The organism is Streptomyces sp. NPDC127038 (assembly GCF_042725875.1).
Lineage (GTDB): Bacteria > Actinomycetota > Actinomycetes > Streptomycetales > Streptomycetaceae > Streptomyces.
On record NZ_JBHXDQ010000029.1, the window covers coordinates 71,505 to 97,024 of the forward strand.

Consider the following 25,520-nt stretch of genomic DNA (forward strand, 5'->3'; position numbering starts at 1 on the left):
GGTCAGGCGCCGAACTCCGCCAGGGCGCGCTCCACGACGGTCTCCAGCCGGTCGTGGTGCGCGCCCTTCCAGTAGGCGCGCCCGCAGTCGGCGCACTGCGCGAAGACGTCGTACGACCGCTCGGTGCCGCTCTCCAGCTGGTCGGCGACCTGCTCCTTGGTGGCCTTCGCGAGCAGGCCGTTGCACGCGGTGCAGCGCGTCCAGGGCCTCAGCTCGGGCGCGAACCGGCCGAGCACGTCCCGGAGCTGGTCGTCGGGCCGGGTGCTGTAGACGAAGCCTCCCGCCCACAGCTCGCGGCGCCGCAGCAGTCCGCGGTCACGGCTGAGCAGGACCCGCCGCTCGGCCGCGGAACGGGCGGCGAGCGCCGGGTCGCCGATGTCGGTCGACTCGTACGCCGCGTCGACGCCGAGCAGCCGCATGCGGCGGGCGAGGGTCCCGAGATGGACGTCCAGGAGGAAGCGCAGCGGTGCGCCGGGCACCCGTTGCGGGCGGTCGACGGCGCGGACCCGCACGGACTCGTCCGCCGCGGGGATGTGCGAGAAGGGCACCTCGCGCCCGTCCACGACCAGGGCGCCGACCTCCGTCAGCGGGACGCCGAGCGACTCGACGACATGGCCGAGGGTGGAGACACCGTCCACGGCGAGCGGGTGGACGCCGGTCCGGCGGGCGTGCGGAACGAACAGGGCCAGCTCGGGGGCGACTTCGACGTGGATCTGAGGTGCGTTCACCCTGCCAGGATGGCACGGGGAGGGGTTCGGGCCTCAGTGGTTTTGCGGGGGCGGACCGTGCTGGAGAACGTCCAGGGCGCGGTCGAGGAGGGCCGGGAGGTCCCCCTGGTGGTCCCGCTCGGCCCAGTACATCGCGGTCTCCATCAGGCCGCCGACGAGCGACATCGTGTACACCCGGACCTCCAGGCTGTCGGGGGCGAGGCCGCTGCGCTCGGAGACGGCGGTGGCGAACATCCGGCCGGTGACCGACATGCTCTCCATCATCCGCGAGCGGACCGCCGGGACCTCGGCCAGGAGGCGGGTGCGGATCCGGGCGGTCTCGGGGTCCTCCTCGACACCGGTGCGCACGGCCTCCCGCAGCACGTACCGGACGGTCTGCGGCCACGGCTCGTCGGCCGGGCGGGCGCGCAGTTCCTCCAGGAGGGCCGGGTCGTGCTCGTCGGTGAGCACGATGTCCTCCTTGGCCGGGAAGTACCGCAGGACGGTCGACGGCGACACCTCGGCGCGCTCGGCGATCTGGTCGATCGTCGTGGTGTCGTACCCCTGCTCCTTGATCAGGCCGTAGGTCGCGGTGCGGATCGCCTCGCGCGTCCTGGTCTTCTTGCGCTCGCGCAGACCGGGCTGCGGGCGGTCGGCGGGGGAGCTGGAGCGGGCGGCCGTCATGGATCTCATTGTCGGGTATCCGCCCTCCTCGGGCCCGGGAGCGGCCGGCCGCCGGTGACCGGTCCGAGCGGTCCTGACGGTCCTGACGGGCCGGGCGGGCCGGGCGGGCCGAACAGGCCGGACGGCCGGGAAACGCGCGGTGGCCGCGGCTGGGGAGCCGCGGCCACCGGGAAGGGCGGGTTGTGGGGGAGGGGCGGTCAGCCGTGCTGGTAGGCCACCAGGGAGATGCCCACGTAGTGGACGATGAAGGCCGCGAGGGTCAGCGAGTGGAAGACCTCGTGGAAGCCGAACCAGCGCGGTGACGGGTTGGGCCTCTTGATCCCGTAGATCACGCCGCCCGCGCTGTAGAGCAGCCCGCCGACGATCACCAGGACGAGGACGGCGATGCCGCCCGTGCGCATGAAGTCGGGCAGGAAGAAGACGGCGGCCCAGCCCATCGCGATGTAGCAGGGCGTGTACAGCCAGCGAGGGGCGCCGACCCAGAACACCCGGAAGACGATGCCCGCGGCCGCCGCGGCCCAGATGCTCCACAGGAGCCACCGGCCCTTGGTGTCGGGCAGCAGGAGCAGGGTCAGCGGCGTGTAGGTGCCCGCGATGATCAGGAAGATGTTCGCGTGGTCGAGTCTGCGCAGGACGCCGTCCATCCGCGGGCTCCAGTTGCCGCGGTGGTAGAGGGCGCTCACCCCGAACAGGAGGCAGGCCGTGAGGGCGAAGATCCCGCAGGCGATCCGGCCGCGGGTCGAGTCCGCCAGTGCCGTCAGGACCAGTCCGGAGACGAGGGCGGCCGGGAACATGCCGAGGTGCAGCCAGCCGCGGAGCTTGGGCTTGATCTCTTCCGACATGGAGTGCGCGACGGACGTCCGGCCGGCGGCCGGCGAGTCCGTGGGCGCGTCGGGGACGGACGCAGTCATGGGCCGAATCGTACCTACGGAACCGTAAGTTACGTGTCAGTCCCGCGTAAGCGAACCGCAATAGTGGTCATGATCTCACCCCGCCGGGGGGAGCCGCCGGGGTACCCCGGATGAACCCGGAGTGAGCGGGCGGAAACCTTCCGGGAAGTGGCGATGCTCACTCCGCTCAGGTGTGAGGCCCTCTGGACATATGCGCGGCCCGGTCGGATCATCAAATGAGTGCGGTCGGCACCGGATGAGCGCCAGAGGTCCAACCACCGAGAAGCATCCGGGTCGCAGCCCCCACGGGGCACAACAACAAACCCCTCATTTAGGAGCAATCGTGGCGCGCGACATCGCGGCTCCCGTCCCGACCAACCACAAGGAACTGATCTCGTGGGTCAACGAGATCGCCGAACTGACCGAGCCGGACAGTGTGGTCTGGTGCGACGGATCCGAGGCCGAGTACGAGCGACTGAGCGAGGAGCTCGTCCGCAAGGGCACCTTCAAGAAGCTCGACCCGATCAAGCGCCCGAACTCCTACTACGCCGCCTCCGACCCGACCGATGTCGCGCGGGTCGAGGACCGGACGTACATCTGCTCCGAGCGGGAGCAGGACGCGGGCCCCACCAACCACTGGAAGGCCCCCGCCGAGATGCGGGCCATCTTTACCGGAGAAGGAAACAGTTTCTCGGGCGAGCAGGGCATCTTCCGCGGCTCGATGCGCGGCCGGACGATGTACGTCGTCCCGTTCTGCATGGGCCCGCTCGGCTCGGACCTGTCCGCGATCGGCGTCGAGATCACCGACTCCGCCTACGTCGCCGTGTCCATGCGCACCATGACCCGCATGGGACAGCCCGTCCTGGACGAGCTCGGCACCGACGGCTTCTTCGTGCGTGCCGTGCACACGCTCGGAGCGCCGCTGGCCGAGGGCGAGGCGGACGTGCCGTGGCCGTGCAACTCCACGAAGTACATCTCGCACTTCCCCGAGACCCGTGAGATCTGGTCGTACGGCTCCGGCTACGGCGGCAACGCCCTGCTCGGCAAGAAGTGCTATGCCCTGCGCATAGCCTCCGTGATGGCGCGCGACGAGGGCTGGCTCGCCGAGCACATGCTGATCCTCAAGCTGACGCCGCCGCAGGGCGAGTCGAAGTACGTCGCCGCCGCCTTCCCGAGCGCCTGCGGCAAGACGAACCTCGCCATGCTGGAGCCCACGATCTCCGGCTGGACGGTCGAGACCATCGGCGACGACATCGCCTGGATGCGGTTCGGCGAGGACGGCCGCCTCTACGCGATCAACCCGGAGGCCGGCTTCTTCGGTGTCGCGCCCGGCACCGGTGAGCACACCAACGCCAACGCGATGAAGACGCTGTGGGGCAACTCCGTCTTCACCAACGTCGCGCTCACCGACGACAACGACATCTGGTGGGAGGGCATGACGGAGGAGACTCCGGCCCACCTGACCGACTGGAAGGGCAACGACTGGACCCCGGAGTCCGGCACGCCCGCCGCGCACCCCAACGCCCGCTTCACGGTGCCCGCTTCGCAGTGCCCGATCATCGCGCCCGAGTGGGAGGACCCCAAGGGCGTGCCGATCTCGGCGATCCTCTTCGGCGGGCGCCGCGCCACCGCCGTCCCGCTGGTGACGGAGTCCTTCGACTGGAACCACGGCGTCTTCCTCGGCGCGAACGTCGCCTCCGAGAAGACCGCCGCCGCCGAGGGCAAGGTCGGCGAGCTGCGCCGCGACCCCTTCGCCATGCTGCCGTTCTGCGGCTACAACATGGGCGACTACATGGGCCACTGGGTCGACGTCGCCAAGGACAAGGACCAGGCGAAGCTCCCGAAGATCTACTACGTGAACTGGTTCCGCAAGAACGACGCGGGCAAGTTCGTGTGGCCCGGCTTCGGCGAGAACAGCCGTGTCCTGAAGTGGATCGTCGAGCGCCTCGACGGCAGCGCCGAGGGCGTCGAGACCCCGATCGGCGTCCTGCCGACCCGGGAGTCCCTCGACACCGACGGTCTCGAACTGGCCGAGTCCGACCTCGACTTCCTGCTCACGGTCGACAAGGACGTCTGGCGCGAGGAGGCCGCCCTGGTCCCCGACCACCTCAACACCTTCGGCGACCACACGCCCAAGGAGCTGTGGGACGAGTACCGCGCCCTGGTGCAGCGCCTGGGCTGAGGCCCTCAACCACTCCGCGGCCGACCCGAGTTGCCCTGACCTGCGACCGATGCGGCGTCGGCCGCGGTGACCGCACCCGCCGGGGTTCCGCGCGCATCCGCGCGGGACCCCGGCTTTTTCGTGCCCGGTGCCCCGCCCGTGCCGGAACGGCTGAAAAAGCGCGGATTTCGAGGGACACTCCTGACATCCGGCAGTCGACCCCGAAATGAGGTGGGCGGGGTGCGTACGCCTGTCAGTGACCCCATGAAGATCGGTCCGTACCGCATCGTGGGCCGTCTCGGCTCCGGTGGCATGGGATGGGTGTACCTCGGCCGCTCGCCCGCCGGGCGCGAGGTCGCGGTCAAGGTGGTGCGGCCCGAACTGGCCGCGGAGAGCGAGTTCCGGGAACGGTTCGCCCGCGAGGTCGCGGCGGCCCGCGTGGTCAGCGGCGCCTACACCGCGGCCGTGGTCGACGCCGACACCCAGGCCGAACTGCCGTGGCTGGCGACCCTGTACGTGCCCGGTCCCTCGCTCGCCGAGGCGGTCCACAGCGGCGGCCCCCTGCCCGAACCGCAGGTGCGCCGGCTCGGCGCCGGCCTGGTCGAGGCGCTCCAGGCCATCCACGCGGCCCGCGTGGTGCACCGGGACCTCAAGCCGGCCAACGTGCTCCTCGCCGCGGACGGGCCGCGCGTCATCGACTTCGGGATCTCCCGGGTGGACGGCGCCCCCGGCCTCACCCAGGTCGGCGTCGTCGTCGGCACCCCGCCCTACATGTCGCCCGAGCAGATCAGGGGTGCCGCGGTGGGCCCGGCCAGCGACGTCTTCTCCCTCGGCGGGGTCCTGGTCTACGCGCTCACCGGACGGCCGCCGCACGGCAGCGGAGAGGCCGTCCGCCACCGGGTCGCCTTCGAGGAGCCCGGACTCGACGGCATCGCGGGGCCGATGCGGGACCTGGTCGCGCGCTGTCTGGCCAAGCGCCCCGAGGACCGGCCCCGGCTCGACCAGCTCCTCGCCGGACTGCTGGAGCGGGAACCCCGGCAGGCCGACTGGCCGCCGCCCACGGTCGCCCACGGCATCAAGGTGCGCACCCAGGACCTGATCAAGCGCCGCAAGGAGAGCACCAGCGTGTCCGTACCCTCCTGTCTGCTGTCGCACGCCCGGGCGCTGCTCGACGCGGGACTGACCGACGAGATGGTCGCCGAGGCGGTGGGCCGTGGCGACGCCTGACTCTTTTCCGGTCCGGGGCCGGGAGATCCTCGAAATCGGAACGCACTGGCGGCAGCTGGTGCAGAACTGGGTGGCCGGACGGAATTTCCACACGGTGACCGACACGGTTTCCGTCTCCATGCGATTCGACCTGGAGGAAACGGGCCGGATGATTACCGTCCGGTTCATGACGACCAAGAGACTGCTGGTCGCCTTCGCCACCGACGGGCATTTCCTGCGCAAGGACCAACTGGCCCTCGCCGCCGCCGCGTCGAACGCCTGGAACACCGAACAGCTCCATCCCATGCTGTCCGTGTGGGACGTACGGGGGCCGCGCCCCTGTCTCGCGGGCGTGTGCGACCTCCCCCTGACCTGCCGTATGACGCAGACGGATTTCGATGCTCTGGCCAGTGATTGGGTGGAACGGGCGAGACAGATGTTCACCCGATGCCATCAGGTGTTCGAGTTGTAGAAGGGAAGTCCGCCGCATTCTCCAAACCCTTACGTGCGACCGCTGGTTTCCGCCACTATGGGGGCGTGCCTTTCAGGGCCACGGGGGTGTTATTTCTTAGGGCCGCGGGGGGTCTTTTTCATGCGTCGGTTTTCCTTCCTGATGCTTTCCGGACTCCTGGTCGCCCTCGCTCCCGCGGTGCCCGCCGCGGCCGGTGAGCCGTGCGGGCCGGCGTTCGGGCAACACCTCGGGTGCTGGTCCCGGTCGATCGCCTCGGGAACGGTCCACGTCACCCTCGACGAGCCGCTCCCGTTCGACGGCGGCGCCGAGAGCCACAAGGGCTCCGAGTCGGTTCTGGTGGGCCAGCGCGACCGGCTCGTGGTCGAGGTCCCGCCGCGCGCCCGCACCGGAACGGGCGGCACGGTCCTCCTCGTTCTGGCGGATCCGAAGGCCAGGCTCGTGGCGCGGGACGCCACGATCGACCGGCTGCCGAAGGCGGCCGTGGACGAGCTGGCCGCCCGCCGGGCCTGCGACCCCGAGCGGCAGAACGACCCGTGCGCCCTGCTCGGCCAGGGCCCGCTGAGCGGCGCCAGGTTCCTGGACCTCGGCCTCGCCGTCGACCTCTCCCGGCACGCGTACGGCGTCGAAGGCACCCTGGGGGAACCGTCCCCCACCAGCGCGACCACGGCGGGCAAGCAGCAGGACCAGGTGAACGGGAACTCCGGCGGCACCGGTCAGGACCCCGCGAGATCGACCGGCCAGGGCGGCGACTCCGGCTGGGACACCGCCACCCTGGTGCTCACCGTCCTGTGCGCCGTGCTCGTCCTCCTGCTCGGCCTGCTGCTCCTGCTGATCCGCCGCTCCGCCCGGTCCGTCGCCGTCGGCGGCCTCCCCCGGCGCTCGCTCGCCGTCCCGGGCGTCGGCGCCGTACCGGCCGCCTCGACACCCCGGCCGCGCGCCCGCCCCCGTACGCACGCGCCCGACGAGGCCACCACCCGTACCCGTGTGTCCGACGAGGCCACGACCAGGACCCGTGTGTCCGACGAGACCGCCGCCCGGCCCCGTACCCATGTGCCCGACGAGGCCACCACCCGCCTGCGGACCGCTCCGGCGGCGCGGAGCCACGGACGGCGGGTCGGCGGCGTACCCGGCCCCGCCCGGCCCGCCGTCGTCCGCACCGAACTGCACCCGCAGGGCTACGTCGAGGTGGACCACGTGCTCCACCGCGCGGTGTGGGCCGAGCCCGGCCGCCCGCCGCCCGCGCCCGGCGGACTCGTCGACGTCACCGAGGCGGGGGAGCGGGACTCCGACGTCCTCTACGCGTTCCCGCCCGCGCCCCGACGGCACGCCAAAGCCGCACGGCCCTGAGACCAGGAGAGAACCCCATGCACAGCGACTACCCGCCCACCCTGCCGGCGGAATACGCCGACATCGAGTTCGAGAACAACGCGCAGCGCCTCCCGCTCGTCCTGTGCCTCGACATCTCCAGCTCCATGGCGGGCCAGCCCATCCAGACGCTCAACAACGCCCTCGCGGAGTGGACCAGGGAACTGCACGACGACGTCAGCCTCAGCTACAGCGTCGAGGTCGCCGTCGTCACCTTCGGCGGCCAGGGCGTCGCCGCCTGGCGCGGGCCCCAGCTCCTCGCCGTCGGAGCCCCCGTGAGCCCCTTCGTTCCGGCGCACATGTTCCACCCGCCGCAGCTCGCCGCCGCCGGGGTCACCCTGATGACCGAGGCCCTCGAACTGTCCATGAACATCATCGCCGCCCGCAAGGCGGAACTGCGCGCCTCCGGACTCCAGTACTACCGGCCGCAGATCTGCCTCGTCACCGACGGACTGCCCACCGACGCCACCGGCCATCTCACCGACTCCTGGCAGCGGTTGATCCCCGTGCTCGCCGACGAGCAGCAGGCCCGCCGGTTCCGGCTGTACGCGATCGGCGTCGGCGGCATCACGGACCGGGGCGAGCAGGTGCTCCGGTCGTTCGCGCCGAAGTTCAACGCCCGGCTCCAGGGATTCCCGTTCCGTGAACTGCTCCAGATGATGTCCGCGAGCGCCAACGCCGAGCAGAAGGGCGCGGGCGACGAGGTCTTCGAGAAGATCTTCAGCCAGTTCAAGACACAGCGCCCGGCCTGGGAATCGTGACCGATGACCCGATGGGATGCCTGACTGATGACCGCAGTCGACGAGCGGGAGACGCCGTGGCGGATCCACGGGATGAGCGTCGAGGGATACCGGCACCGCCGTCAGGGACAGCCCTGCCAGGACGCCTGCGCGCACCTCGTGACACCGTCCGTGACGGTCCTCGCCGTCGCCGACGGCGCGGGCAGCCGGCCGCGCTCCGAGGAGGGCGCCCGGCTCGCGGTGGAGCTGGCCACCGAGCACTTCGCGCACCGGGCCGCCGCCGCGGCGGACCGCCCTCCCGGCCGGGCCGTGCAGGAACTGCTGCGCGACGCCTTCCACGACGTCTGCAAGGTGTTCCTGGACCGGACCGGCCCCGACGCGGCGGACTTCGCGACCACGCTCACCGTGGTCGTGCTCACGCGGGGCTGGCTCGGCCATCTGTCCGTGGGGGACGGGTTCGTCGTCCTGCGGGCCGGTACGGAGGACGGTGAGCGGCAGTTCCATCTGCTGCCGCAGCCCGCCGCGGCCAGCGAGTACAGCAACGAGACCGTCTTCCTCACCTCGCCCGACGCGGCCCGCTGGGTGCACACCGACTGTGTGTCAGACGACGGGATCGACGGGGTGCTGCTGTCCACCGACGGACTGGCGCAGGCCGCCCTCAACCGGTCCACGGGCGGCGCGCTGTCCCCGAACACGTCGTTCGCCGAGGCCGTGTTCCGCTCCCTCGACGTGCCGGGTCCGGTGACCGCGAGCGCCCACGAGGGCCTCGGCAGCCTGCTCAGGTCCGACCGGCTCACCGCGCTCAACGCCGACGACAAGACCCTGCTGCGGGCCGTGCTCAAGGCGCGGCCATGAGCGGCCGCACCGTGTTCCTCGACGGCAAGCCGGTCACGCTCGCCGAACTGCCCCTCAAGGGCGGCGGCCAGGCGGCCGTCTTCCCGGTCGTCGGCGACGACGGCATCGTCGTCAAGCTCTACCGCGAACCGCCGGGCCCCAAGGAGGAGCAGCGGCTGAAGCGGATGCTGACCATGTCACCGCTCGTGACCCGCCCCACCGACGCCTCCCAGCCGCCCGAGCTGGCCTGGCCGACCGCGCTCGCCCGCGGCCCCAAGGGCGAGTTCCTCGGCTACGCGATGCGCCGGTTCGGCGAGCCCCAGCACGTGCAGCTGATCGGCCTGTTCACCCGGGCCCAGCGCCTCAAGCTGTTCGGCGACCGGGCCGACTGGCGCTTCCTGCTCGGCGTCGCCTGGAACCTCGCCTTCATGACCGCCCGCATGCACTACGACGACCTCGTCATCGGCGACTTCTCCAGCAGCAACGTCGTCGTCGACGCCAACGGCTTCGTCACCTTCCTCGACTGCGACTCGATCGCCTTCAACGACCCGGTGACCGGGGAGCTCTTCCCCTGTCTGATGCACACCACCGACTACTCCTCGCCCGAGCGCCAGGCAGGCGGCCCCGCCACCCGCGCCACCGACGAGTTCGCCCTCGCGGTCCTCGTCTACCAGCTGCTGACCGCCGGGAACCACCCCTTCGGCGGTGTCCCGCACGACAGCGCGTCCGAGTCGACCGTCAAGGACAACATCGCCGCCAGCATCTCCTACGTCGTGCGGCCCGAGCGGGTCATCATGCCGCGCGGCACCATCGACCCCTCCGTGCTCCCGCCCGAACTCCTCGCGCTGGCCCGTACCGCCTTCGGCTCCGGCGTCCACGACCCCTCCACCCGGCCCCCCGCGGAGGCGTGGCTGCGCGCCCTGGACAAGGAGCGCGCGCTGGTACGGGTCTGCCCGTCCCGCCCGCTGCACGCGTTCGGCTCGCATCTGCCGGCCTGCCCCTGGTGCGCCCGGGCGGCGCTCACCGGGCACGACGTGTTCAACGTCCCGGTGGCGGCCCCGGGGCCCGGTGCGCCCCTGCCGCGGCCGCCCGTGCCGCCGCCCGCGGAGCCGTGGCCCACGGGGCTGAAGGTGGCGCTGCTGATCATTGCGCTCGTGATCCTGGTGGTGATCGTCGCGAACGCGTGACCGTCGCGAACGCGTGACCGTCGCGGACGCGTGACCGTCGCGAATGCCTGGCCGTCGCGGACGCGTGACCGGGCCGCCGGTCACTGTGAGCGGCCGCGGTCCTCCAGATAGCGCGTGTGGGACTCCTGGCGCCTGGCCTCCGTCTCGCGCAGGGCCGCCGCGAGCCGGTCCGACTCCTCCTGGAGCACGGTGAGCTGGCGCTCCAGATGGCGCTCCGGCGGTTCGGTGCCGGGGGCCAGCCGCGTCCACCACCGGGTGCGGACGAAGGTGTCGACCGCCTCCGGGATGTCCTGGCGCACCGCGCGCGACAGGGCGTGAACGCCCTCGGGGTCCTGGGCGAGGATCTCGGCGACCCAGCCCGGGTCGAGCAGGGCGGCGAGGACCTCGGTCAGCTCGGTGAGCCGCCCGGCCGCCGCCGGGGGCAGTTCGACGCCGTCCAGGTACTCCCGCAGCTTGCCGAAGTCGACGCGCAGTTCGGCCAGTTGGGCCGAGGGGTCGGGGAAGTCGGGCGGGGCCGGCCGTTCCGGCGGCGCGATCAGCGCGCCCGCGCCGTACAGGCCCGCGACGACGACCGGCCAGTACGGGCCCGCCAGACCGGTGAAGGTCAGCGCGAGTCCGGCGATCCCGCAGGCGCTGCCGGTGAGGTTCTTGCGCGACTCCAGGAAGCCCAGGAATCTACTGGTAGCCACGGATCTCCTCGAAGGCGCCGTCGAGCGAGCCCTTTTGGGCGTCGAAGAGACGGCCGCCGGTCAGATCGGCGATGTGCTGGAGCTCGCCCCGGTCGGAGTCGCCGAACAGGATGGGGAAGACGGGGATCTCCCGCTGTCCGCCGGGCAGCCGGCGGTAGAAGGCGTCGAAGTCGGCGGGGCTCGCGCCCCTGGTGTTCTCCCCGTCCGTCATCAGCACGATCGAGGTGAACGTGTCGTCGTCGGCGCCCAGATGCTCGTAGGCCTTCTCCAGCGAGGTGTAGATCGCGGTGTCGCCGTCGGCGCTCAGCGCGCGGGTGTCCCGGCGGATGGCGTCGAGCCCGGCCTTCGGGTCCTCGGGGCGGACCACGTGGGTGCGCACGGTCTTGACCCGGGAGCCGAACGGCATCAGCGTCACCTCCTCGCGGTCGCGGAAGTCGCCGGTCAGATCGCCGAGGGACTTCTTGAGCCGGGCGAGGCGGTCGCCGTCCATGGAGCCCGAGGTGTCGAGGACGTACACCGTCCTGGACGGCCGGCGCAGGGTGTTCTCGTAGGAGTCGAGGAGATGGTCCGCGACGGACCGGCTTCCGGGGAAGGGGAGTTCACGCCGTCGCGAGGTGTCGAGTCCGGCCGCCGGGGGGACGGAGGGCACGACCGGGCGGCGGTGCGTCCGCTCGGTGATCAGCTTCTGGGCGGCGGGCGCGCGCAGGGCCTCGGCCAGGCGCCGGACGTCGTCGCGGGTGTCCTTGGAGGACGCGGCCAGGGAGGAGAGCGGATAGTCGGCCGTCACCACGCCGTCGCGCGGGCGGATGACCGTCAGGCCCTTCACGCCCTTGAGGACGGACTCGTAGTTGAGCAGGGCGTCCACGGTGCCGCGGCGCTCGTAGGCGGTGGCCAGCCAGCCCGAGGAACCCGAGGTCAGCTTCTGCCCCTTGAAGAACTCCCGCAGCCGGGGCGTCGCCCTGGCCACGTCGGCGTCGGTGAGCGCCGACTGGGCGCCGGACAGCGCCGAGGCCACCGAGATCAGCGTGGAGAAACCGGAGTTGGAGCGTGCCGGATCGGTCATGCCGTACGTGAGCCTGCCGTCGGTCACGGCCTTGTCCACCTGCGACCAGGTGACGTCGTCCGGGCGCCAGCCGAGGGCCCGCACGGTGGCCTCTTTGACGCCGATCGCCACCGGGCTCGACATGACCGGCGTCTCGGAGACGACCTTCCTCGCGGCCTCGGGACGCAGGTGCAGATAGGCGTTCGAGGAGAGCCACAGGGCGTCGTACCTGCCGTCGGCGGTGCCCCGCGCGATCAGGTCGACGGCGGCGAGGGTGCCCATGTAGGTGGGTCTGACCGTGATGCCGGTGTCCCGCCTGATCCGGTCCAGCACCGGTTTCATGTCGCCGAGTTCGCTGGAGGCGAGGACGCGGAGGGTGCCGGGCCGCGGCGCGCCGTCGTCCCCGGACGTCGTGCCCCCGTGGGCGGTGCAGGCCGTGACGGCGAGCAGGGCCAGGGCGGCGCCGGCCGCCCGTCGCAGGGCTCTCATCCGTTTCCGCCGTCCAGAGCGCCCCGGGTCCGGCTGCGCTCCAGATAGGCGCCGGCGGACTGGAGTTCGGAGGTCAGGGACTCCACGGTCGCGGCCATCGTCTCGGTCGCCCGGACCTTGTACGTGTCGATCGCGTCGAGCGTGCGGTAGATCTCCTGGAAGGCGGTGCGCAGGGTCTCGGCGCCGACGGCGGGGTCCGCGGCGATGCGCTGGATCTCCCCGCTCTGGGTGGAGAGCATCTCGGCGTTGCCGCGGATGAGGTCCTCCGTCGTGCCGCGCAGGGCGTTGACCTGCTCGACGACCTTGCGCTGGTTGTCGAGGGCGGAGGCGAGCATCACGGAGATGCGCAGGGCGGAGACGGTGGTGGTGGCCGCGCGGTCGACGCCCTTGATGAGTTCGTCGTTGTTGCGCCGGACCACGTCCATGGCCAGATAGCCCTGGGCGCACACCGCGAGCTGGGTGAGCAGGTCCTGGTGCTTCTGCCGGACGGGGAAGAGCACGTCGGAGCGGAGGGTGTCGGCCTGGGCGGGGTCGCCGGCGTCGACGCCGGCGATGTGGGACTCGACCGCGGTGTCCAGGGCCTCGGTCAGCACCACGTACTCCTGGAGCTTGCCCATCGTCTCCCAGAGCCGGACGCGTTCGGTCTGAAGTGCCGCGTTGTCACGGCGCAGTTCGTCCTGCCCGCCGCGCAGCGAGCCCACGATCCTGTTCAACGTGCCTTGCGCGGAGGCGTACTTGGCGACGTGGTCGCGCAGCTTGTTGCCGCCGGGCAGCCGGGACAGGAACTTCCTGCCCTTGTTCGCGGACAGGTCGCGCGGGTCCAGGTCCTCGACCACGCGCCGGAGTTCGACGAGCGAGCCTGCGACGTGCGACTGCGCGTCCTCGCCGCCCGAGGGCAGGCTGCGGATCGTCCGCTCCAGCATCCGGTTGGACTGGGCGGCGGCGCCGCGCATCTCGCTCGCCCCCAGGCCCGCGATCTCGCCCACCTTGCCGGCGAACTCGGGGGAGCGGGCGTCCAGGACGGCGAGTCCGCCGATGTACTCCGCGGCCCTGCGCGCCATCTCGTCCTGCACCCCGGGGTCGACGGGGACGAGCCCGCCGGCCTTCTCGCGGGGCACCGGGGCCACGGCCTCGGGCGGTGTGAGGCTGAACGTGTCGTCGGTGGTCATGCTGTTCCCCCCTGGTTCCCGGCCCTGCGCGCCATCTCGTGCAGCACCTTGTAGGCGGGCACGGGCGCCTGCCGGACGCCGGTCAGTTTCTGGTTGAGATAGTCCGCGTGGGCGGCGGTGGCCGCCGTGAACTCGCCGGTCGCCCCCTGCGGGCGGAACCCGTGCCGGACGGCGAGTCCGCGCAACGTCGGGTCGGTGCTGAGGAGTTCGCCCAGCGCGCGGCCCGCGGGCGTGAGCGGTACGACGGTGTGGTCGCTGTTGGCGGTGGTGTCCGGGTAGAGCACCGTCAGGTCTCCGGCGTCCTGGCCCTCGGCGAGCAGCGCGGCGACCTGTGACTCGTAGACGAGGACGAGCGGGTTGCCGGCGCCGCTGACGAAGTCGCGGAACGCGGCGTCGGTGCTGGACTGCTGGGCGCCCTGGACGCTGATGAGCCGGCGCATCAGGGGCGCGGTCCGGGCGACGGCGGCGTCGTCGTCGGCCACGCGCCCGCCGTCGGCGACGTAGGACGCGGCGGCGAGGTAGAGGGCGCCGGAGTTGGAGGTCTCCGGGTCGGTGCTGGCGATGTACAGCGTGCCGGTCAGCTCACCGTGGGCCTTGGCGCCCTTGAGCTGCTGCCAGGTCCGTTCGTGCCGGGCCGCGTCGAGGTAGGCGCCCATCCTCAGCGTGCCGGTGTTCTTGTCGAGGGTGGCCAGTCCGTTGGCGGCGAGGACCTGGGCCGCGCTGCGGTGGGCCACCACGACGAGGGGCGAGTAGAAGGGCCGGGGCAGCGGCTGGCGGACGTGGTACTTGTCCGCGAGTTCGTCGGCCGGTGCCTGGCTGGAAGGGAAGGCGAAGTCGTACCCCTTGAGGTCGAGGCCGTCCATGGCCCAGGACCCGGAGGTCTCCGTCTTCACGGTGTAGCCCTTGGCGGCGAGGGCCTTCACCACGGCCGGATCCGAGAAGAACTCCGCCTTCTCCGAGCCGATCACTCCGTGCACGGTCTTCGTTGCCGTGCTCTTGTCCTGACCGGTGCGGCCCGCGACGACGGCTGCTGCCACTCCGCCGATCAACAGGACCGCCAGGACGATTCCCGCTATGCGTCTCACGCCTGGAGCGTGCACCTCGGAATCCAACGTTCCCCGCCTCGGGGGGTGAACGCGAGGTGACCACCGGGTCCCGGTACGCAACCGGAAGGGAGGGTGCCGCCGAGGGGGCGCACGGCGGGCCCGGGGAGCGCGGCCCGTGGCTTCGGGGCCGGGCCGCGCGGGGCCTCCGGACCGGGCGCCGCGGGGTCTTTGTGCGGGGTGGCGCGGTGGGTGTGGCGCCCGGTCCGCACGTCCTCTGGGGCGCGCGGACCGGGGCCGTACGGGGGCCGGGCCGGTGGCCCGGGTCGATCAGCGGGCGGCGAGCTCGCGGGACTCGGCCGCCGGCGCGTGGGCGTCCATCCGCTCGGCGGAGAGGATCGCCGCGGCCGTGTCGGCGCGGGAGGCGGCGACGACCAGGGCGCGGCCGGCCAGCGCGTGGGCCCGCCGGTGCAGGGTCGCGAGGCGGGAATCCTCGGGCTCCGGGGCGGCGGGGGCCTTCTCGGCGCGCAGCGGGGCGCCGCCGCGCAGCCGGGCGACCTGCTCGGTGAGCCGCTCGGCACCGGCGTCCAGGTCGGCGGACGGGGCGAGCGCCCGGATCTCGTCCGTGACGGCGAGCAGCGCGGCCAGGTGACCGGCGAGCTGGATGTCCAGCTCCTCCTCGCGCGACCGGTGGGGGAAGTCGGAGGAGGGGGTGCCGGCCATCGTGTGGACCGACTTCGAGCGGATCGGTTCGTACATGGGATGGCCTCCTGTGCCTGACAGGAAGCCATCCTAGCTTGGATTTCGTCTAAAGTTGAGCTGGTTCGTATAGTGGGATCCGGTGCGCACACAGGGTGAGCGCGGAACGGGTCCCCGCGGGTGTCACGGCTGGCTGTAGCCGTCCAGAAACGTGCCGATCCGGGTCACCGCGTCCGTCAGGTCCGCGACCGTCGGCAGGGTCACGACCCGGAAGTGGTCGGGTTCGGGCCAGTTGAAGCCGGTCCCCTGGACGACCATGATCTTCTCGGCCCGCAGCAGGTCGAGCACCATCTGCCGGTCGTCCTTGACCTTGAAGACCTTCGGGTCGAGGCGCGGGAAGAGGTACAGCGCGCCCTTCGGCTTCACGCAGGTCACGCCCGGGATCTGGGTCAGCAGTTCGTGCGCGACGTCCCGCTGCTCCTTCAGGCGCCCGCCCGGCAGGACCAGGTCGTTGATCGTCTGGCGTCCGCTGAGCGCCGCCACCACGCCGTGCTGGCCCGGCATGTTCGCGCACAGCCGCATGTTCGCGAGGATCGTCAGACCCTCGATGTAGGAGGCGGCGTGCGCGCGCGGCCCCGAGACCGACATCCAGCCGACGCGGTAGCCCGCCACCCGGTACGCCTTCGACATGCCGTTGAAGGTGAGGGTGAGCAGATCGGGGGCGATCTTGGCGGTCGCGGTGTGCGTGGCGCCGTCGTAGAGGATCTTGTCGTAGATCTCGTCGGAGCAGACCAGCAGGTTGTGCCGCCGGGCGATGTCCGTCAGCCCCCGGAGCATCGCGTCGTCGTAGACCGCGCCGGTCGGGTTGTTCGGGTTGATGATCACGATCGCCTTGGTGCGGTCGGTGATCTTCCGCTCCACGTCGGCGAGGTCGGGCATCCAGTCGGACTGCTCGTCGCAGCGGTAGTGCACGGCCGTGCCGCCGGACAGGGAGACCGCGGCGGTCCACAGCGGGTAGTCCGGGGCCGGTACGAGCACCTCGTCGCCGTCGTCCAGCAGCGCCTGCATCGCCATCACGATCAGCTCGGAGACGCCGTTGCCGATGAAGACGTGGTCGACGTCCGTCTCGATGCCGAGGGTCTGGTTGTGCATCACGACCGCGCGGCGGGCGGCGAGCAGGCCCTTGGCGTCGCCGTAGCCGTGCGCCGAGGAGACGTTGCGGAGGATGTCCTCCAGGATCTCCGGCGGGCACTCGAACCCGAAGGCGGCCGGGTTGCCCGTGTTGAGCTTGAGGATGCGGTGACCGGCCGCTTCGAGCCGCATCGCCTCCTCAAGAACCGGACCCCGGATCTCGTAGCAGACGTTGGCGAGCTTCGTGGACTGGATCACCTGCATGTCCGTGAGCTTACGGCCGCCCGTCGCGCACCGGGGCGTGTTTTTCACCACGCGGGACGTGTCGGTTCCGGTGGCCGTGTCCCTCGGCTGCGCCGAACGCCCAGGTGGTCCCTACAATGCGCGATCATGTCCTGGCAGTCCGGAGATCCCGAAGCCCGGCCGACGGTGTACCTCCCGCAGAGCGACGGGGAGACTCCGCTGGCCTATGAGACGTACGCCGATCCGGCCGAGGCGCACGGCTGGCGGAAGGCGTACACGGACGGCGAGGACACCACCGTGCTGTCCGTCGTGTCCGGGGGGCCGGCGGCGCGCCGGGAACGGATGAGGCACCGCAGGCGTGCCCGGAACAGCCGGCGGCTCGCCGTGGCCGGGGGCGCGGCCGTCGTCGTGGTCCTCGGTGTCGTCACCGTGGGGGCGCTCGACTCCGGGGTGACCGGGGGGACGGGCGGTACGTCCCCCTCCACGACCTCGCCGGCCGCCCGCTCCGGGACGGGCGCCGCGGAGGAGGCAGGCGGTTCCGCCGCGACCGCCTCGGCGCGGCCGCTCCAGGCCCCGCCGGGCACCGCGTCGGTGCCCGCCTCGGTCCCGTCCTCCGGCGCGGCCGGCTCCGCCACGGGCACGGCCGCGACCGGGTCCGAGACCGCGACCGCCTCCGCGACGGCGGCGACCTCCACGTCCCCCGAGGCGTCCGGGTCCGCCGGCACGTCCGCCGAGCCCACGGCCTCCGCCACCACCGCGCCCCCTTCGGACACCCCGTCCCCCTCCCCGACGAACTCCGGCGGCCACGGCCACGGACACGGACACGGCCACGGCGGCTGGCCCGGCTAGAACCGGCGAACCGGCGGGACCCGGCCGCGAACCGTCCGCGGTGTGTCGGCAGCCAGGCCGCGAACCGGCCGCGGTGTGTCGGCAGCCAGGCCGCGAACCGGCCGCGGTGTGTCGGCAGCCAGGCCGCGAACCGGCCGCGGTGCGTCGGCAGCCAGGCCGCGAACCGGCCGCGGTGCGTCGGCAACCAGGCCGCGAACCGGCCACGGCGCGTCCGCGCCCCGGCCGCGTCCGGCCGGCGGACGCCCGCCTGGGCGCCGGATGCCACCCGGGGCAACGCAAGCCGACCGGCCGGGCGACGCCTGTTCCGAGGCCGGGTGCCGCCCAGCCGGGCGGGTTCGGTCCCGGCATTGGGCACGGCCTGCCTGGGCGGATTCGGTACCGGCACCGGACACCGCCCGCCTGGGCCGACTCGGGGCACCGCGCGCCGACCGGCTGAGTGGACTCGGTCCTGGCACGGACGCCGACCGGACCCGTCCCGGCACACGACGCCGACCGGCTGGGCGGAGTCCGTTCCGGCACCGCACGCCGCCCGGCTGAGCGGGTCCCGTACCGGGACACGACGCCGACCGGGCGCACTGCGTCGACCGGCGCGAGGAGGTGTAAGGATCCCCGGCGCCCCGGCCGGAAAGCGCTCCTTGTTCACTTCTCCCTCTCCCCTCACAATGCGCATGACAACAACTGACCGGAAGACCTCCGGTCAGCGGAAGGCCGCCGGACGACCTCCGACGGCCCCAAGTCGCAAGAGGGGACCCCCACATGAGAAAGCCTCTCGTCGCCGTGCTGTTCGCCCTGGTGCTCGCCGGGGCGGGCGCGGCACCCGCGGTCGCGGCACCCGAACCCCACGCGGCGGCACCCGCTCCCCACGCGGTGGCGCCCACGCTCAAGGCCGTCAGCCTCGCCGGGACCGTCTCGCTCAGCAACTGCTCCGGTTCGGTCATCCGCTTCCCCAACTCGGCGGACTCCGACCCGGCGCTCGTGCTGTCCAACGGGCACTGCCTGGAGACCGGATTCCCGGACCCCGGCGAGGTGATCGTCGGCCAGTCGTCCAGCCGCACCTTCGGCCTGCTGAACTCGGCCGGCACCAAGGTGGCGACGCTGCGCGCGAGCAAGGTCGCGTACTCGACCATGACCGACACGGACATCACGATCTACCAGCTCACCAGCACGTACGCGACCATCAAGAACACCTACGGCATCAGCGCGCTGACCGTGCAGGACACGCACCCGGTCGCCGGCACCGCGATCACCGTGGCCTCCGGTTACTGGAAGCGTCTGTACAGCTGCAACATCGACGGGTTCGTGTACCGCCTCAAGGAGGGCGACTGGACCTGGAAGGACTCGGTCCGTTACACCTCCGCCTGCCAGACCATCGGCGGCACCTCGGGTTCGCCGGTCGTCGACCAGTCCACCGGCAAGGTCGTCGCCGTCAACAACACCGGCAACGAGGACGGCGAGCGCTGCACGGTGGACAACCCGTGCGAGGTCGACGCGAACGGCACCGTGACCGTCCGTCAGGGCATCAACTACGCCGAGGAGACCTACCAGATCCCGGCCTGCTTCACGACGGGCAACAAGCTCGACCTGAGCCTGAGCGGGTGCGTCCTGCCCAAGCCGTAACACCGCGGGAGGGCGGGCGGTCACGCCGTGCGGCGGACCGCCCGTCCCGCGAGCACATCGGTCCTGCGCCCGTCCTCGACGACGAAACGCCCGTCGATCAGGACGTGCGGGATCCCGGTCGGCAGGGTGCGCGGCGCCGCGAAGGTCGAGCCCGCCGCGACCGTCGCCGGGTCGAACAGGACCAGGTCGGCGCGGTACCCCTCGCGGACGAGGCCGCGGTCGGGCAGCCGCAGCCGGGCGGCGGGCCTGCCGGTGAGACGGGCGACGCACTCCTCCAGCGTCAGCACGCCCGACTCCCGTACGTAGTGGCCGAGATAGCGCGGGAAGGTGCCGTACGCGCGCGGGTGCGGCTTGGCGCCGTGCAGGATGCCGTCCGAGCCGCCGGTGTGGACGCGGTGGCGCATGATCGCCCGCACGTTCTCCTCGTGGCCGACGTGCTGGAGGATCGTGGGACCGAGCCGGTCCTCGACCAGCAGCCGCCGGGCGATGGCCCAGGGGGCCTCGCCGAGCGCACCGGCCGACTCCAGGACCGTACGGCCCACGTACGCGCCGAGGGCGGGGTCGTTCACCCCCGAGATCTCGACGGTCTCCCAGTCGACGGGCACGCCGTGGCAGCCGTCGGAGCCCAGGACCTCCAGGTGGTGCCGGATCCGGCCGGCGGTCGCGTCGTCCCGCAGCCGGGCGAGCAGCGCCTCCGGGCCTCCCTCGCCCGCCCAGCTCGGCAGCAGCGCCGCCAGCGTGGTGCACCCGGGGGTGTACGGATAGGTGTCGAGGGTGATGTCCGCGCCCTGTTCCAGCGCCTCGTCGAGCAGGGCGAGCAGCTCCGGCGCCTTCCCCTCGTTCACCCCGAAGTTCATGGTGGCGTGGGCGAGATGGAGCGGACAGCCCGCCTCACGGGTGAGGGCCACCATCTCCTCGTACGCCTGAAGGGCGCCCGCCCCGTACGAGCGGTGGTGCGGGCAGTAGTAGCCGCCGTGCTCCGCCACCACCCGGCACAGGGCGGTGAGTTCGGCGTCCCGGGCGTACATCCCCGGGGTGTACGTCAGCCCCGAGGACATGCCGACCGCGCCCTGGCGCAGCCCGTCCGCCACCAACCGCCGCATCCGGTCCAGCTCTTGGGGAGTGGCCTCGCGGTCCTCCCAGCCGACGGCGAGCATCCGGACGGTGCCCTGCGGGACGAGATAGGCGGCGTTGACCGCGATGCCCTGGCCGTCGAAGCCGTGGTCGAGGCGGTCCAGATACTCGCCGACGGAACGCCAGTCGAAGGCGATGTCGTCGCCGTGGCCGTTCCAGCCGGCGATCGTGCGGCGGACCTCGGCCAGCGTGCGGTCGTCGGCCGGCGCGTACGACAGGCCGTCCTGGCCGAGGACTTCGAGGGTCACGCCCTGGGCGGCCTTGGCGCTGTGGTCCGGATCCCGCAGCAGCGCCAGGTCGCTGTGCGCGTGCATGTCGATGAAGCCGGGGGACAGGACCAGTCCCTCGGCGTCCAGTTCCCGTGTCCCGCGCGGCCGTTGGCAGCCGGCCGCCGCGGCCTCCTGCACGATCGCGACGATCCGGCCGCCCTTGACGGCCACGTCCGCGCGGTAGGCGGGCGCGCCGCTGCCGTCGACGACGTCCGCGTCCTGGATGACCAGGTCGGCGAGGTCCATCGGCATCTCCCGTCTCGGAACGGATCTCTGGAGGAACGTACGGGCGTGACGGATCTCTAGAAGAACGTACGGATGTAGTCGACGACCGTGCCGTCCGCCTCGACCAGCGGGATCAGCTGCCACTTGTCGAAGGACGTGCACGGGTGGGACAGGCCCATCCCGACCCAGTCGCCGACCTCCAGGTCCGCCTCGGGGGCGGTGTTCAGCCAGGCGTGCTGGTCGGAGAGCTTGGTCACCTCGACGCCGTCCGCGGGCCGCTCGGTCCCGCCGCGGCGCACCACCTGGGCGAAGGGCAGGTCGAGGTCGTGGGCCGCGTCCCGCTTGCCGGCGTTGGTGAAGGCCTGCTCGGGGGAGGGCCGTGAGACGACCTGGGACCACAGGCGGAACGCCGGGTGCAGGGCGCCCTCGCCGGGGACGCGGGTGAAGGGGGTGAGCCGGCGGTAGTGGCCGTCGTCGTGCGAGACGTACGCGCCCGAGCGCAGCAGTTTCAGGACCGGGAGCGAGAGTCCGGGGATCTCCGCGAAGACGTCGGCGACCGCGTCGAACCAGGCGCTGCCGCCCGCGCTGACGACGATCGTGTCGACGTCCTTGAACCGTCCTGCGTCGTCGAAGGCCGCCGCGAGCGCGGTCAGCCGCCGCAGCCAGGCGTGCACCCGCTCGGGGGTGGCGTCCGGCACCTCGCCCTCGTACCCGGCGACACCAGCCAGCCGGAGCGTCCCGGCCGCCGCCACCGCGTCGGCGACGGCCGCGCACTCCTCCTCGGTCCGCGCGCCGGTGCGTGCGCCCGCGCCCGCCGCGAGCTCGACGACGACGTCCACCGGACGGGCGCTTCCGCGCAGCGCCGCGTCCATCAGCTCGACCCCGCGCACCGAGTCGACGTAGCAGACGAACGTGAAGCCGGGGTCCGCGGCCAGCTCGGCGGCGATCCAGCGGAGGGCCGCGGGGTCGACGAGCTGGTTCGCCAGGAAGATCCGGTCGATGCCGAACTCCCGTGCCACGCGCACCTGGTGGGGGACCGCGAGGGTGATGCCCCAGGCGCCGTGCTCGATCTGGCGCCAGAACAGCCGGGGCGCCATGGACGTCTTGCCGTGCGGGGCGAAGGCGAGTCCGTGCCGGGTGGCGTACGTCTCCATGAGTTCGAGGTTGTGGGTCAGCCGCTCGGCGGAGAGGGCGAGGACGGGGGTGGTGAAGCCGTCCGTGAAGAGGTTGCGGCGCTGGGCGGCCAGCTCGCCGACGCTCAGACCGGCGGCGTCCGGCGGCAGGCCCTTGAAGCGGTGGTCGACGCGCTCCGCCGCGAGAGCGGCCAGGGGTGCGGCGGCGGTCTCGGCGCTCATGGGGCCTCCTCGGCCAGTTCCATCGCGTTGCATCATGTGCAACGCTCATTGCGTATGTCGTTCACTGCTGTCTAACATCCCAGCCGACGCAGGGTCAACGGTGCCGTGTGCCGCCGACGGCCGCCAGAGCGAGGAGCCCCGACCACCGTGAGCAGCGACGGACCCGAGAGCGCCGTGTCCCCCGACACCGGCTCCCTCGCCGACACCGACACCGGCACCGGCGGCCACGCCGGCGCCGACGCCCCTGCGGGCACCGGCACGGTCGACGTGGTGGCGCTCGGCGAGTCCATGGTCACCTTCCTGCCCACCCGGGCCGGGCGCCTCGCCGACGTGCCGTCCTTCGAACGGGGCATCGGCGGCGCCGAGTCGAACGTGGCCTGCGTGCTCGCCCGCTCCGGTCACTCGGCCCGCTGGGTCGGCAGGGTCGGCACCGACGGGTTCGGCGACCATCTGGTGGAGGCGATCACCGCGTACGGCGTCGACACCTCCGCCGTGCGCAGGGATCCCGCCCGCCCGACCGGCGTCTACTTCCGCACCGCGGGCGACCGGGCGACCGACGCCCACGAGGTCGCCTACTATCGGGCCGGATCCGCCGCCTCCGCCATGACGGCGCGGAACACGGACCTGGCCGCCGCCCGCTCGGGCCGGGTGCTCCACCTGTCCGGGATCACCGCCGCCCTCTCCGACGGCTGTCTGGACCTGATGCGCGAGCTGACCGCCCCCCGGGCCGGCCGCCCCCTCGTCTCCTTCGACGTCAACCACCGGCCCGCCCTCTGGCACGGCCGCCCCGACGGGCCCCGCGTCCTGCTCGGCCTCGCGCGCGGCGCCGACCTCGTCTTCGTCGGGGACGACGAGGCCCGCGCCGCCTGGGGCCTGTGCGGGGCGCGCGCGATCCGCGAGGCGCTGCCCGAACCGGCCGTCCTGGTCGTCAAGGACGGCGAGGCCGGAGCCGTGGTGTTCGAGCGGAGCCCGGACGCCGGGGACCGCACCGTCTTCGTACCCGCCCCCCGGGTCGACGTCGTCGCGGCCGTCGGCGCCGGGGACGCCTTCGCCGCCGGATTCCTCTCCGCCACCCTGCGCGGCCTTCCCGCCCGCGACCGGCTGCGGCACGGCCATCTGACGGCCGCCGCGGCCCTCACCGTCCCGGGCGACCTCGCCGAACCGCCCGCCCGGAGGCACGCCGACCGGCTCGCCGCTCTCGACGACCGCGCCTGGGGGACACTTCGTCTCGGCCCCGGCTGGACCGAAGCCGACGCACGGGCCGCCGAGGAGGTACGTACGCCATGAGCCAGACCGTCGACCGAGCGCTGAGCATCCTGCCGCTGCTCGCCGAGGGCCCCGCCGACCTCGGTCAGGTCGCCGACCGCCTCGGCGTCCACAAGTCCACGGCCCTGCGCCTGCTGCGCACCCTGCACGAACACGGCCTGGTGTACCGGCAGTCCGACCAGCGCTACCGGCTCGGCGCCCGGCTCTTCGCCCTCGCCCAGGAGGCCGTCGAGAACCTGGACGTCCGCGAGATCGCCCACCCCCACCTCGTCCGCCTCAACGAACAGTGCGGACACACCGTCCACCTCGCCGTGTACGAGGAGAACGAGGTGCTCTACATCGACAAGGTGGAGAGCCGCTACCCGGTGCGGATGTACTCGCGGATCGGGAAGCCCGTCGCCATCACCGTCGCCGCCGTCGCCAAACTGCTCCTCGCCGACCTGCCCGAGACCGAGCGCCGCGCCGTCGCAGAACGGCTCGACTACCCCATGTACACGGCCCGTTCGACCCCGGACGCCCCCGCCTTCCTGAAGGAACTCGCGGCGGTGCGCGAACAGGGCTGGGCCACCGACCTCGGCGGCCACGAGGAGTCCATCAACTGCGTCGCCGCCCCCGTCCGGGGCGCCGACGGGCGTGTCGCCGCCGCCATGTCGGTCTCCGCGCCCAATGTCGTCGTCACCGCCGAGGAACTCCTGGCCCTGCTGCCGCTGGTCCGCCGTACCGCGGACGCCATCGGCCGGGAGTACTCGGGCAAGGCCCCCACCCCGCACGACCCGAAGGAATGAGCACCGCATGACCGACAAGACCGCCCTCACCCCGGCGACCCACACCACCCCGCCCGCCCGGTTCTCGCACGGGGTACGGAAGGGGAACATCCTCCAGGTCGCCGGACAGGTCGGCTTCCTGCCCGCCGAGGAGGGAAAGCCCCCGACGCCCGCGGGCCCGACCCTGCGCGAGCAGACCCTCCAGACCCTCGCCAACGTCAAGTCCATCCTCGAAGAGGGCGGTTCCGGCTGGGACGACGCGATGATGATCCGCGTCTACCTCACGGACACCGGGCACTTCGCCGAGATGAACGAGATCTACAACCGGTACTTCGAGGAGCAGGGCCTCACCGCGCCCCCCGCCGCCCGCACGACGGTCTACGTCGGCCTGCCGGCCGGACTTCTCGTCGAGATCGACGTCCTCGCCGTCCTCGGATGAGTCTTTTCGTGTAACAGAGGCGGCGCCAATTCGGGGCTGGCTGTGCCCCGCACAGGATCTTCGACCATACTTCGCGCTGTGGAGCAGCGCATAGGTTCGAAGAGCCAGCCCCTGGACGCAGCCGCGGTGAACCCGGCGTACATCCCCGGGCTTACGTCACCCGTGCCGGCGGAGCCGGAGGACGCGGTCGTGGACGCCGAGGAGACCACCGCCGAGGAGGAGGTCACCGCGGAGGAGACCGTCTCCGGCGAGGCGCCCGCCGCCGGGACCTCGGAGGAGTCCGTGCCCGAGGAGAAGGCCGTGCCCGAGGAGGAGTCCGCCCCGGCGGACGCCCCGGAGCCCGTGTCCGTCCCCGACGGGCCCGTCTTCGAGGCCTCCGACCGGCGGGCCTCGATCCGGGCCGACCACAGCGGTGTCCTGCTGCGCCTGGACGACCAGGAGGCGGAGTTCCGCTGGGACGAGATCGGCGCGGTCGAGACGGAGTCGCCGCGCTTCGGCAAGCGGTTCACCATCACGGTGCACACGCCGGAGCGCCGCTGGTATCCGATAGAGATCGAGGCGAACGCCCGGGCACGCTTCAAGGAGTGGGAGGAGCAGCTCGACGCCGTCCTCGACGCCTACTTCGAGGACGGCGACGAGGCCGGTGCCGCGGAGGACTCCGCGGTGACGGCCGAGCCGGAGGCGACCCCCGACTCCGACGCCGAGCCCGAGGACTCCAAGGCCGACGATTCCAAGGCCGAGGACTCCAAGGATTCCGAGGACTCCAAGAGCTCCGAGGATTCCGAGGCCGGCGCGGTCGAGGCGGCCGAGAAGCCGTAAGCGGTACGGGGATCCGCGCGCCCTGTCAGGAG

At 72.3% G+C, this 25,520-nt stretch carries 24 protein-coding genes; 13 read left to right on the forward strand and 11 right to left on the reverse strand.

The annotated features are described in order from the left end of the window. Nucleotides 1-2: 2 nt before the first annotated feature. The 3 genes from ACFWI4_RS21155 to ACFWI4_RS21165 form a co-directional block, all read right to left on the reverse strand. Nucleotides 3-728 (reverse strand): Mut7-C RNAse domain-containing protein, encoded by a 726-nt coding sequence (locus ACFWI4_RS21155; RefSeq protein ID WP_385407532.1) that lies wholly within the window; start codon nt 726-728, stop codon nt 3-5. Between the two features lie 33 nt (nt 729-761). After that, entirely contained in the window at nt 762-1,400 is a 639-nt protein-coding gene (locus tag ACFWI4_RS21160) for a TetR/AcrR family transcriptional regulator (RefSeq protein WP_387198374.1), read from the reverse strand. Nucleotides 1,401-1,588: 188 nt separating this feature from the next. Continuing rightward, complete coding sequence (locus ACFWI4_RS21165; protein WP_387198377.1) at nt 1,589-2,302, reverse strand: hemolysin III family protein; 714 nt, start codon at nt 2,300-2,302, stop codon at nt 1,589-1,591. A 322-nt stretch (nt 2,303-2,624) separates the two neighbouring features. On the opposite strand from ACFWI4_RS21165, the gene ACFWI4_RS21170 reads away from it, so the two are divergent. The 7 genes from ACFWI4_RS21170 to ACFWI4_RS21200 all read left to right on the forward strand — a co-directional run bounded on the left by ACFWI4_RS21170 (nt 2,625) and on the right by ACFWI4_RS21200 (nt 10,246). Then, on the forward strand, nt 2,625-4,463 hold the full coding sequence (locus tag ACFWI4_RS21170; RefSeq protein ID WP_387198380.1) for a phosphoenolpyruvate carboxykinase (GTP): 1,839 nt from the start codon (nt 2,625-2,627) through the stop codon (nt 4,461-4,463). Between the two features lie 243 nt (nt 4,464-4,706). After that, nucleotides 4,707-5,669: a serine/threonine-protein kinase gene (locus tag ACFWI4_RS21175; protein WP_387198383.1), complete on the forward strand. Its 963-nt coding sequence runs from the start codon at nt 4,707-4,709 to the stop codon at nt 5,667-5,669. Continuing rightward, complete coding sequence (locus tag ACFWI4_RS21180) at nt 5,656-6,120, forward strand: hypothetical protein (protein WP_387198386.1); 465 nt, start codon at nt 5,656-5,658, stop codon at nt 6,118-6,120. The genes ACFWI4_RS21175 and ACFWI4_RS21180 overlap by 14 nt, the downstream gene beginning before the upstream one ends. 120 nt (nt 6,121-6,240) lie before the next feature. Next, complete coding sequence (locus ACFWI4_RS21185; protein ID WP_387198389.1) at nt 6,241-7,467, forward strand: hypothetical protein; 1,227 nt, start codon at nt 6,241-6,243, stop codon at nt 7,465-7,467. Nucleotides 7,468-7,484: 17 nt separating this feature from the next. Continuing rightward, the gene (locus tag ACFWI4_RS21190; RefSeq protein WP_385407515.1) at nt 7,485-8,246 is read left to right on the forward strand and encodes a hypothetical protein; all 762 of its coding nucleotides are present in this window, start codon (nt 7,485-7,487) and stop codon (nt 8,244-8,246) included. 27 nt (nt 8,247-8,273) lie between these two features. Beyond that, nucleotides 8,274-9,080, forward strand: a complete 807-nt coding sequence (locus tag ACFWI4_RS21195) for a PP2C family serine/threonine-protein phosphatase (RefSeq protein ID WP_385407512.1) — start codon at nt 8,274-8,276, stop codon at nt 9,078-9,080. Next, nucleotides 9,077-10,246 carry a hypothetical protein gene (locus tag ACFWI4_RS21200; protein ID WP_387198393.1) on the forward strand — a complete coding sequence of 390 codons (1,170 nt, stop codon included), beginning with the start codon at nt 9,077-9,079 and terminating at the stop codon, nt 10,244-10,246. The genes ACFWI4_RS21195 and ACFWI4_RS21200 overlap by 4 nt, the downstream gene beginning before the upstream one ends. Before the next feature lie 80 nt (nt 10,247-10,326). Here the strand turns inward: ACFWI4_RS21200 and ACFWI4_RS21205 are convergent, their stop codons facing one another. From ACFWI4_RS21205 to ACFWI4_RS21230, 6 genes are all read right to left on the reverse strand, one after another. Next, a complete protein-coding gene (locus ACFWI4_RS21205) occupies nt 10,327-10,935 on the reverse strand; it encodes a hypothetical protein (RefSeq protein ID WP_385407507.1) in 609 nt (202 codons plus the stop codon). Beyond that, nucleotides 10,922-12,466: a substrate-binding domain-containing protein gene (locus tag ACFWI4_RS21210; protein WP_387198396.1), complete on the reverse strand. Its 1,545-nt coding sequence runs from the start codon at nt 12,464-12,466 to the stop codon at nt 10,922-10,924. Before ACFWI4_RS21210 ends, ACFWI4_RS21205 begins: the two co-directional genes overlap by 14 nt. Then, on the reverse strand, nt 12,463-13,635 hold the full coding sequence (locus tag ACFWI4_RS21215; RefSeq protein ID WP_387198399.1) for a toxic anion resistance protein: 1,173 nt from the start codon (nt 13,633-13,635) through the stop codon (nt 12,463-12,465). The genes ACFWI4_RS21210 and ACFWI4_RS21215 overlap by 4 nt, the downstream gene beginning before the upstream one ends. After that, a complete protein-coding gene (locus tag ACFWI4_RS21220) occupies nt 13,632-14,720 on the reverse strand; it encodes a hypothetical protein (protein ID WP_385407499.1) in 1,089 nt (362 codons plus the stop codon). The genes ACFWI4_RS21215 and ACFWI4_RS21220 overlap by 4 nt, the downstream gene beginning before the upstream one ends. 288 nt (nt 14,721-15,008) lie before the next feature. Continuing rightward, nucleotides 15,009-15,437: a hypothetical protein gene (locus ACFWI4_RS21225; RefSeq protein ID WP_387198402.1), complete on the reverse strand. Its 429-nt coding sequence runs from the start codon at nt 15,435-15,437 to the stop codon at nt 15,009-15,011. A 123-nt stretch (nt 15,438-15,560) separates the two neighbouring features. Then, nucleotides 15,561-16,772, reverse strand: coding sequence for a pyridoxal phosphate-dependent aminotransferase (locus ACFWI4_RS21230; protein WP_385407493.1), 1,212 nt, complete (start codon nt 16,770-16,772; stop codon nt 15,561-15,563). A gap of 126 nt (nt 16,773-16,898) precedes the next feature. Here ACFWI4_RS21230 and ACFWI4_RS21235 point away from each other — a divergent pair, with 126 nt between their 5' ends. Then, complete coding sequence (locus ACFWI4_RS21235) at nt 16,899-17,600, forward strand: hypothetical protein (RefSeq protein WP_387198405.1); 702 nt, start codon at nt 16,899-16,901, stop codon at nt 17,598-17,600. Between the two features lie 756 nt (nt 17,601-18,356). Continuing rightward, entirely contained in the window at nt 18,357-19,217 is an 861-nt protein-coding gene (locus tag ACFWI4_RS21240) for a serine protease (protein ID WP_387198408.1), read from the forward strand. A gap of 20 nt (nt 19,218-19,237) precedes the next feature. On the opposite strand, the gene ACFWI4_RS21245 is transcribed toward ACFWI4_RS21240, so the two are convergent. After that, nucleotides 19,238-20,866 (reverse strand): amidohydrolase family protein, encoded by a 1,629-nt coding sequence (locus ACFWI4_RS21245; protein ID WP_387198411.1) that lies wholly within the window; start codon nt 20,864-20,866, stop codon nt 19,238-19,240. A gap of 56 nt (nt 20,867-20,922) precedes the next feature. Continuing rightward, nucleotides 20,923-22,200 (reverse strand): alanine racemase, encoded by a 1,278-nt coding sequence (locus ACFWI4_RS21250; RefSeq protein ID WP_385407484.1) that lies wholly within the window; start codon nt 22,198-22,200, stop codon nt 20,923-20,925. Between the two features lie 288 nt (nt 22,201-22,488). Here ACFWI4_RS21250 and ACFWI4_RS21255 point away from each other — a divergent pair, with 288 nt between their 5' ends. The 4 genes from ACFWI4_RS21255 (at nt 22,489) to ACFWI4_RS21270 (ending at nt 25,488) form a co-directional block, all read left to right on the forward strand. Then, on the forward strand, nt 22,489-23,487 hold the full coding sequence (locus ACFWI4_RS21255) for a sugar kinase (RefSeq protein WP_387198423.1): 999 nt from the start codon (nt 22,489-22,491) through the stop codon (nt 23,485-23,487). After that, nucleotides 23,484-24,251 carry an IclR family transcriptional regulator gene (locus tag ACFWI4_RS21260; RefSeq protein ID WP_387198414.1) on the forward strand — a complete coding sequence of 256 codons (768 nt, stop codon included), beginning with the start codon at nt 23,484-23,486 and terminating at the stop codon, nt 24,249-24,251. Before ACFWI4_RS21255 ends, ACFWI4_RS21260 begins: the two co-directional genes overlap by 4 nt. 7 nt (nt 24,252-24,258) lie before the next feature. After that, nucleotides 24,259-24,669, forward strand: coding sequence for a RidA family protein (locus ACFWI4_RS21265; protein WP_385407480.1), 411 nt, complete (start codon nt 24,259-24,261; stop codon nt 24,667-24,669). 78 nt (nt 24,670-24,747) lie between these two features. Continuing rightward, a complete protein-coding gene (locus ACFWI4_RS21270) occupies nt 24,748-25,488 on the forward strand; it encodes a hypothetical protein (protein WP_387198417.1) in 741 nt (246 codons plus the stop codon). The last annotated feature ends 32 nt before the right edge of the window (nt 25,489-25,520 follow it).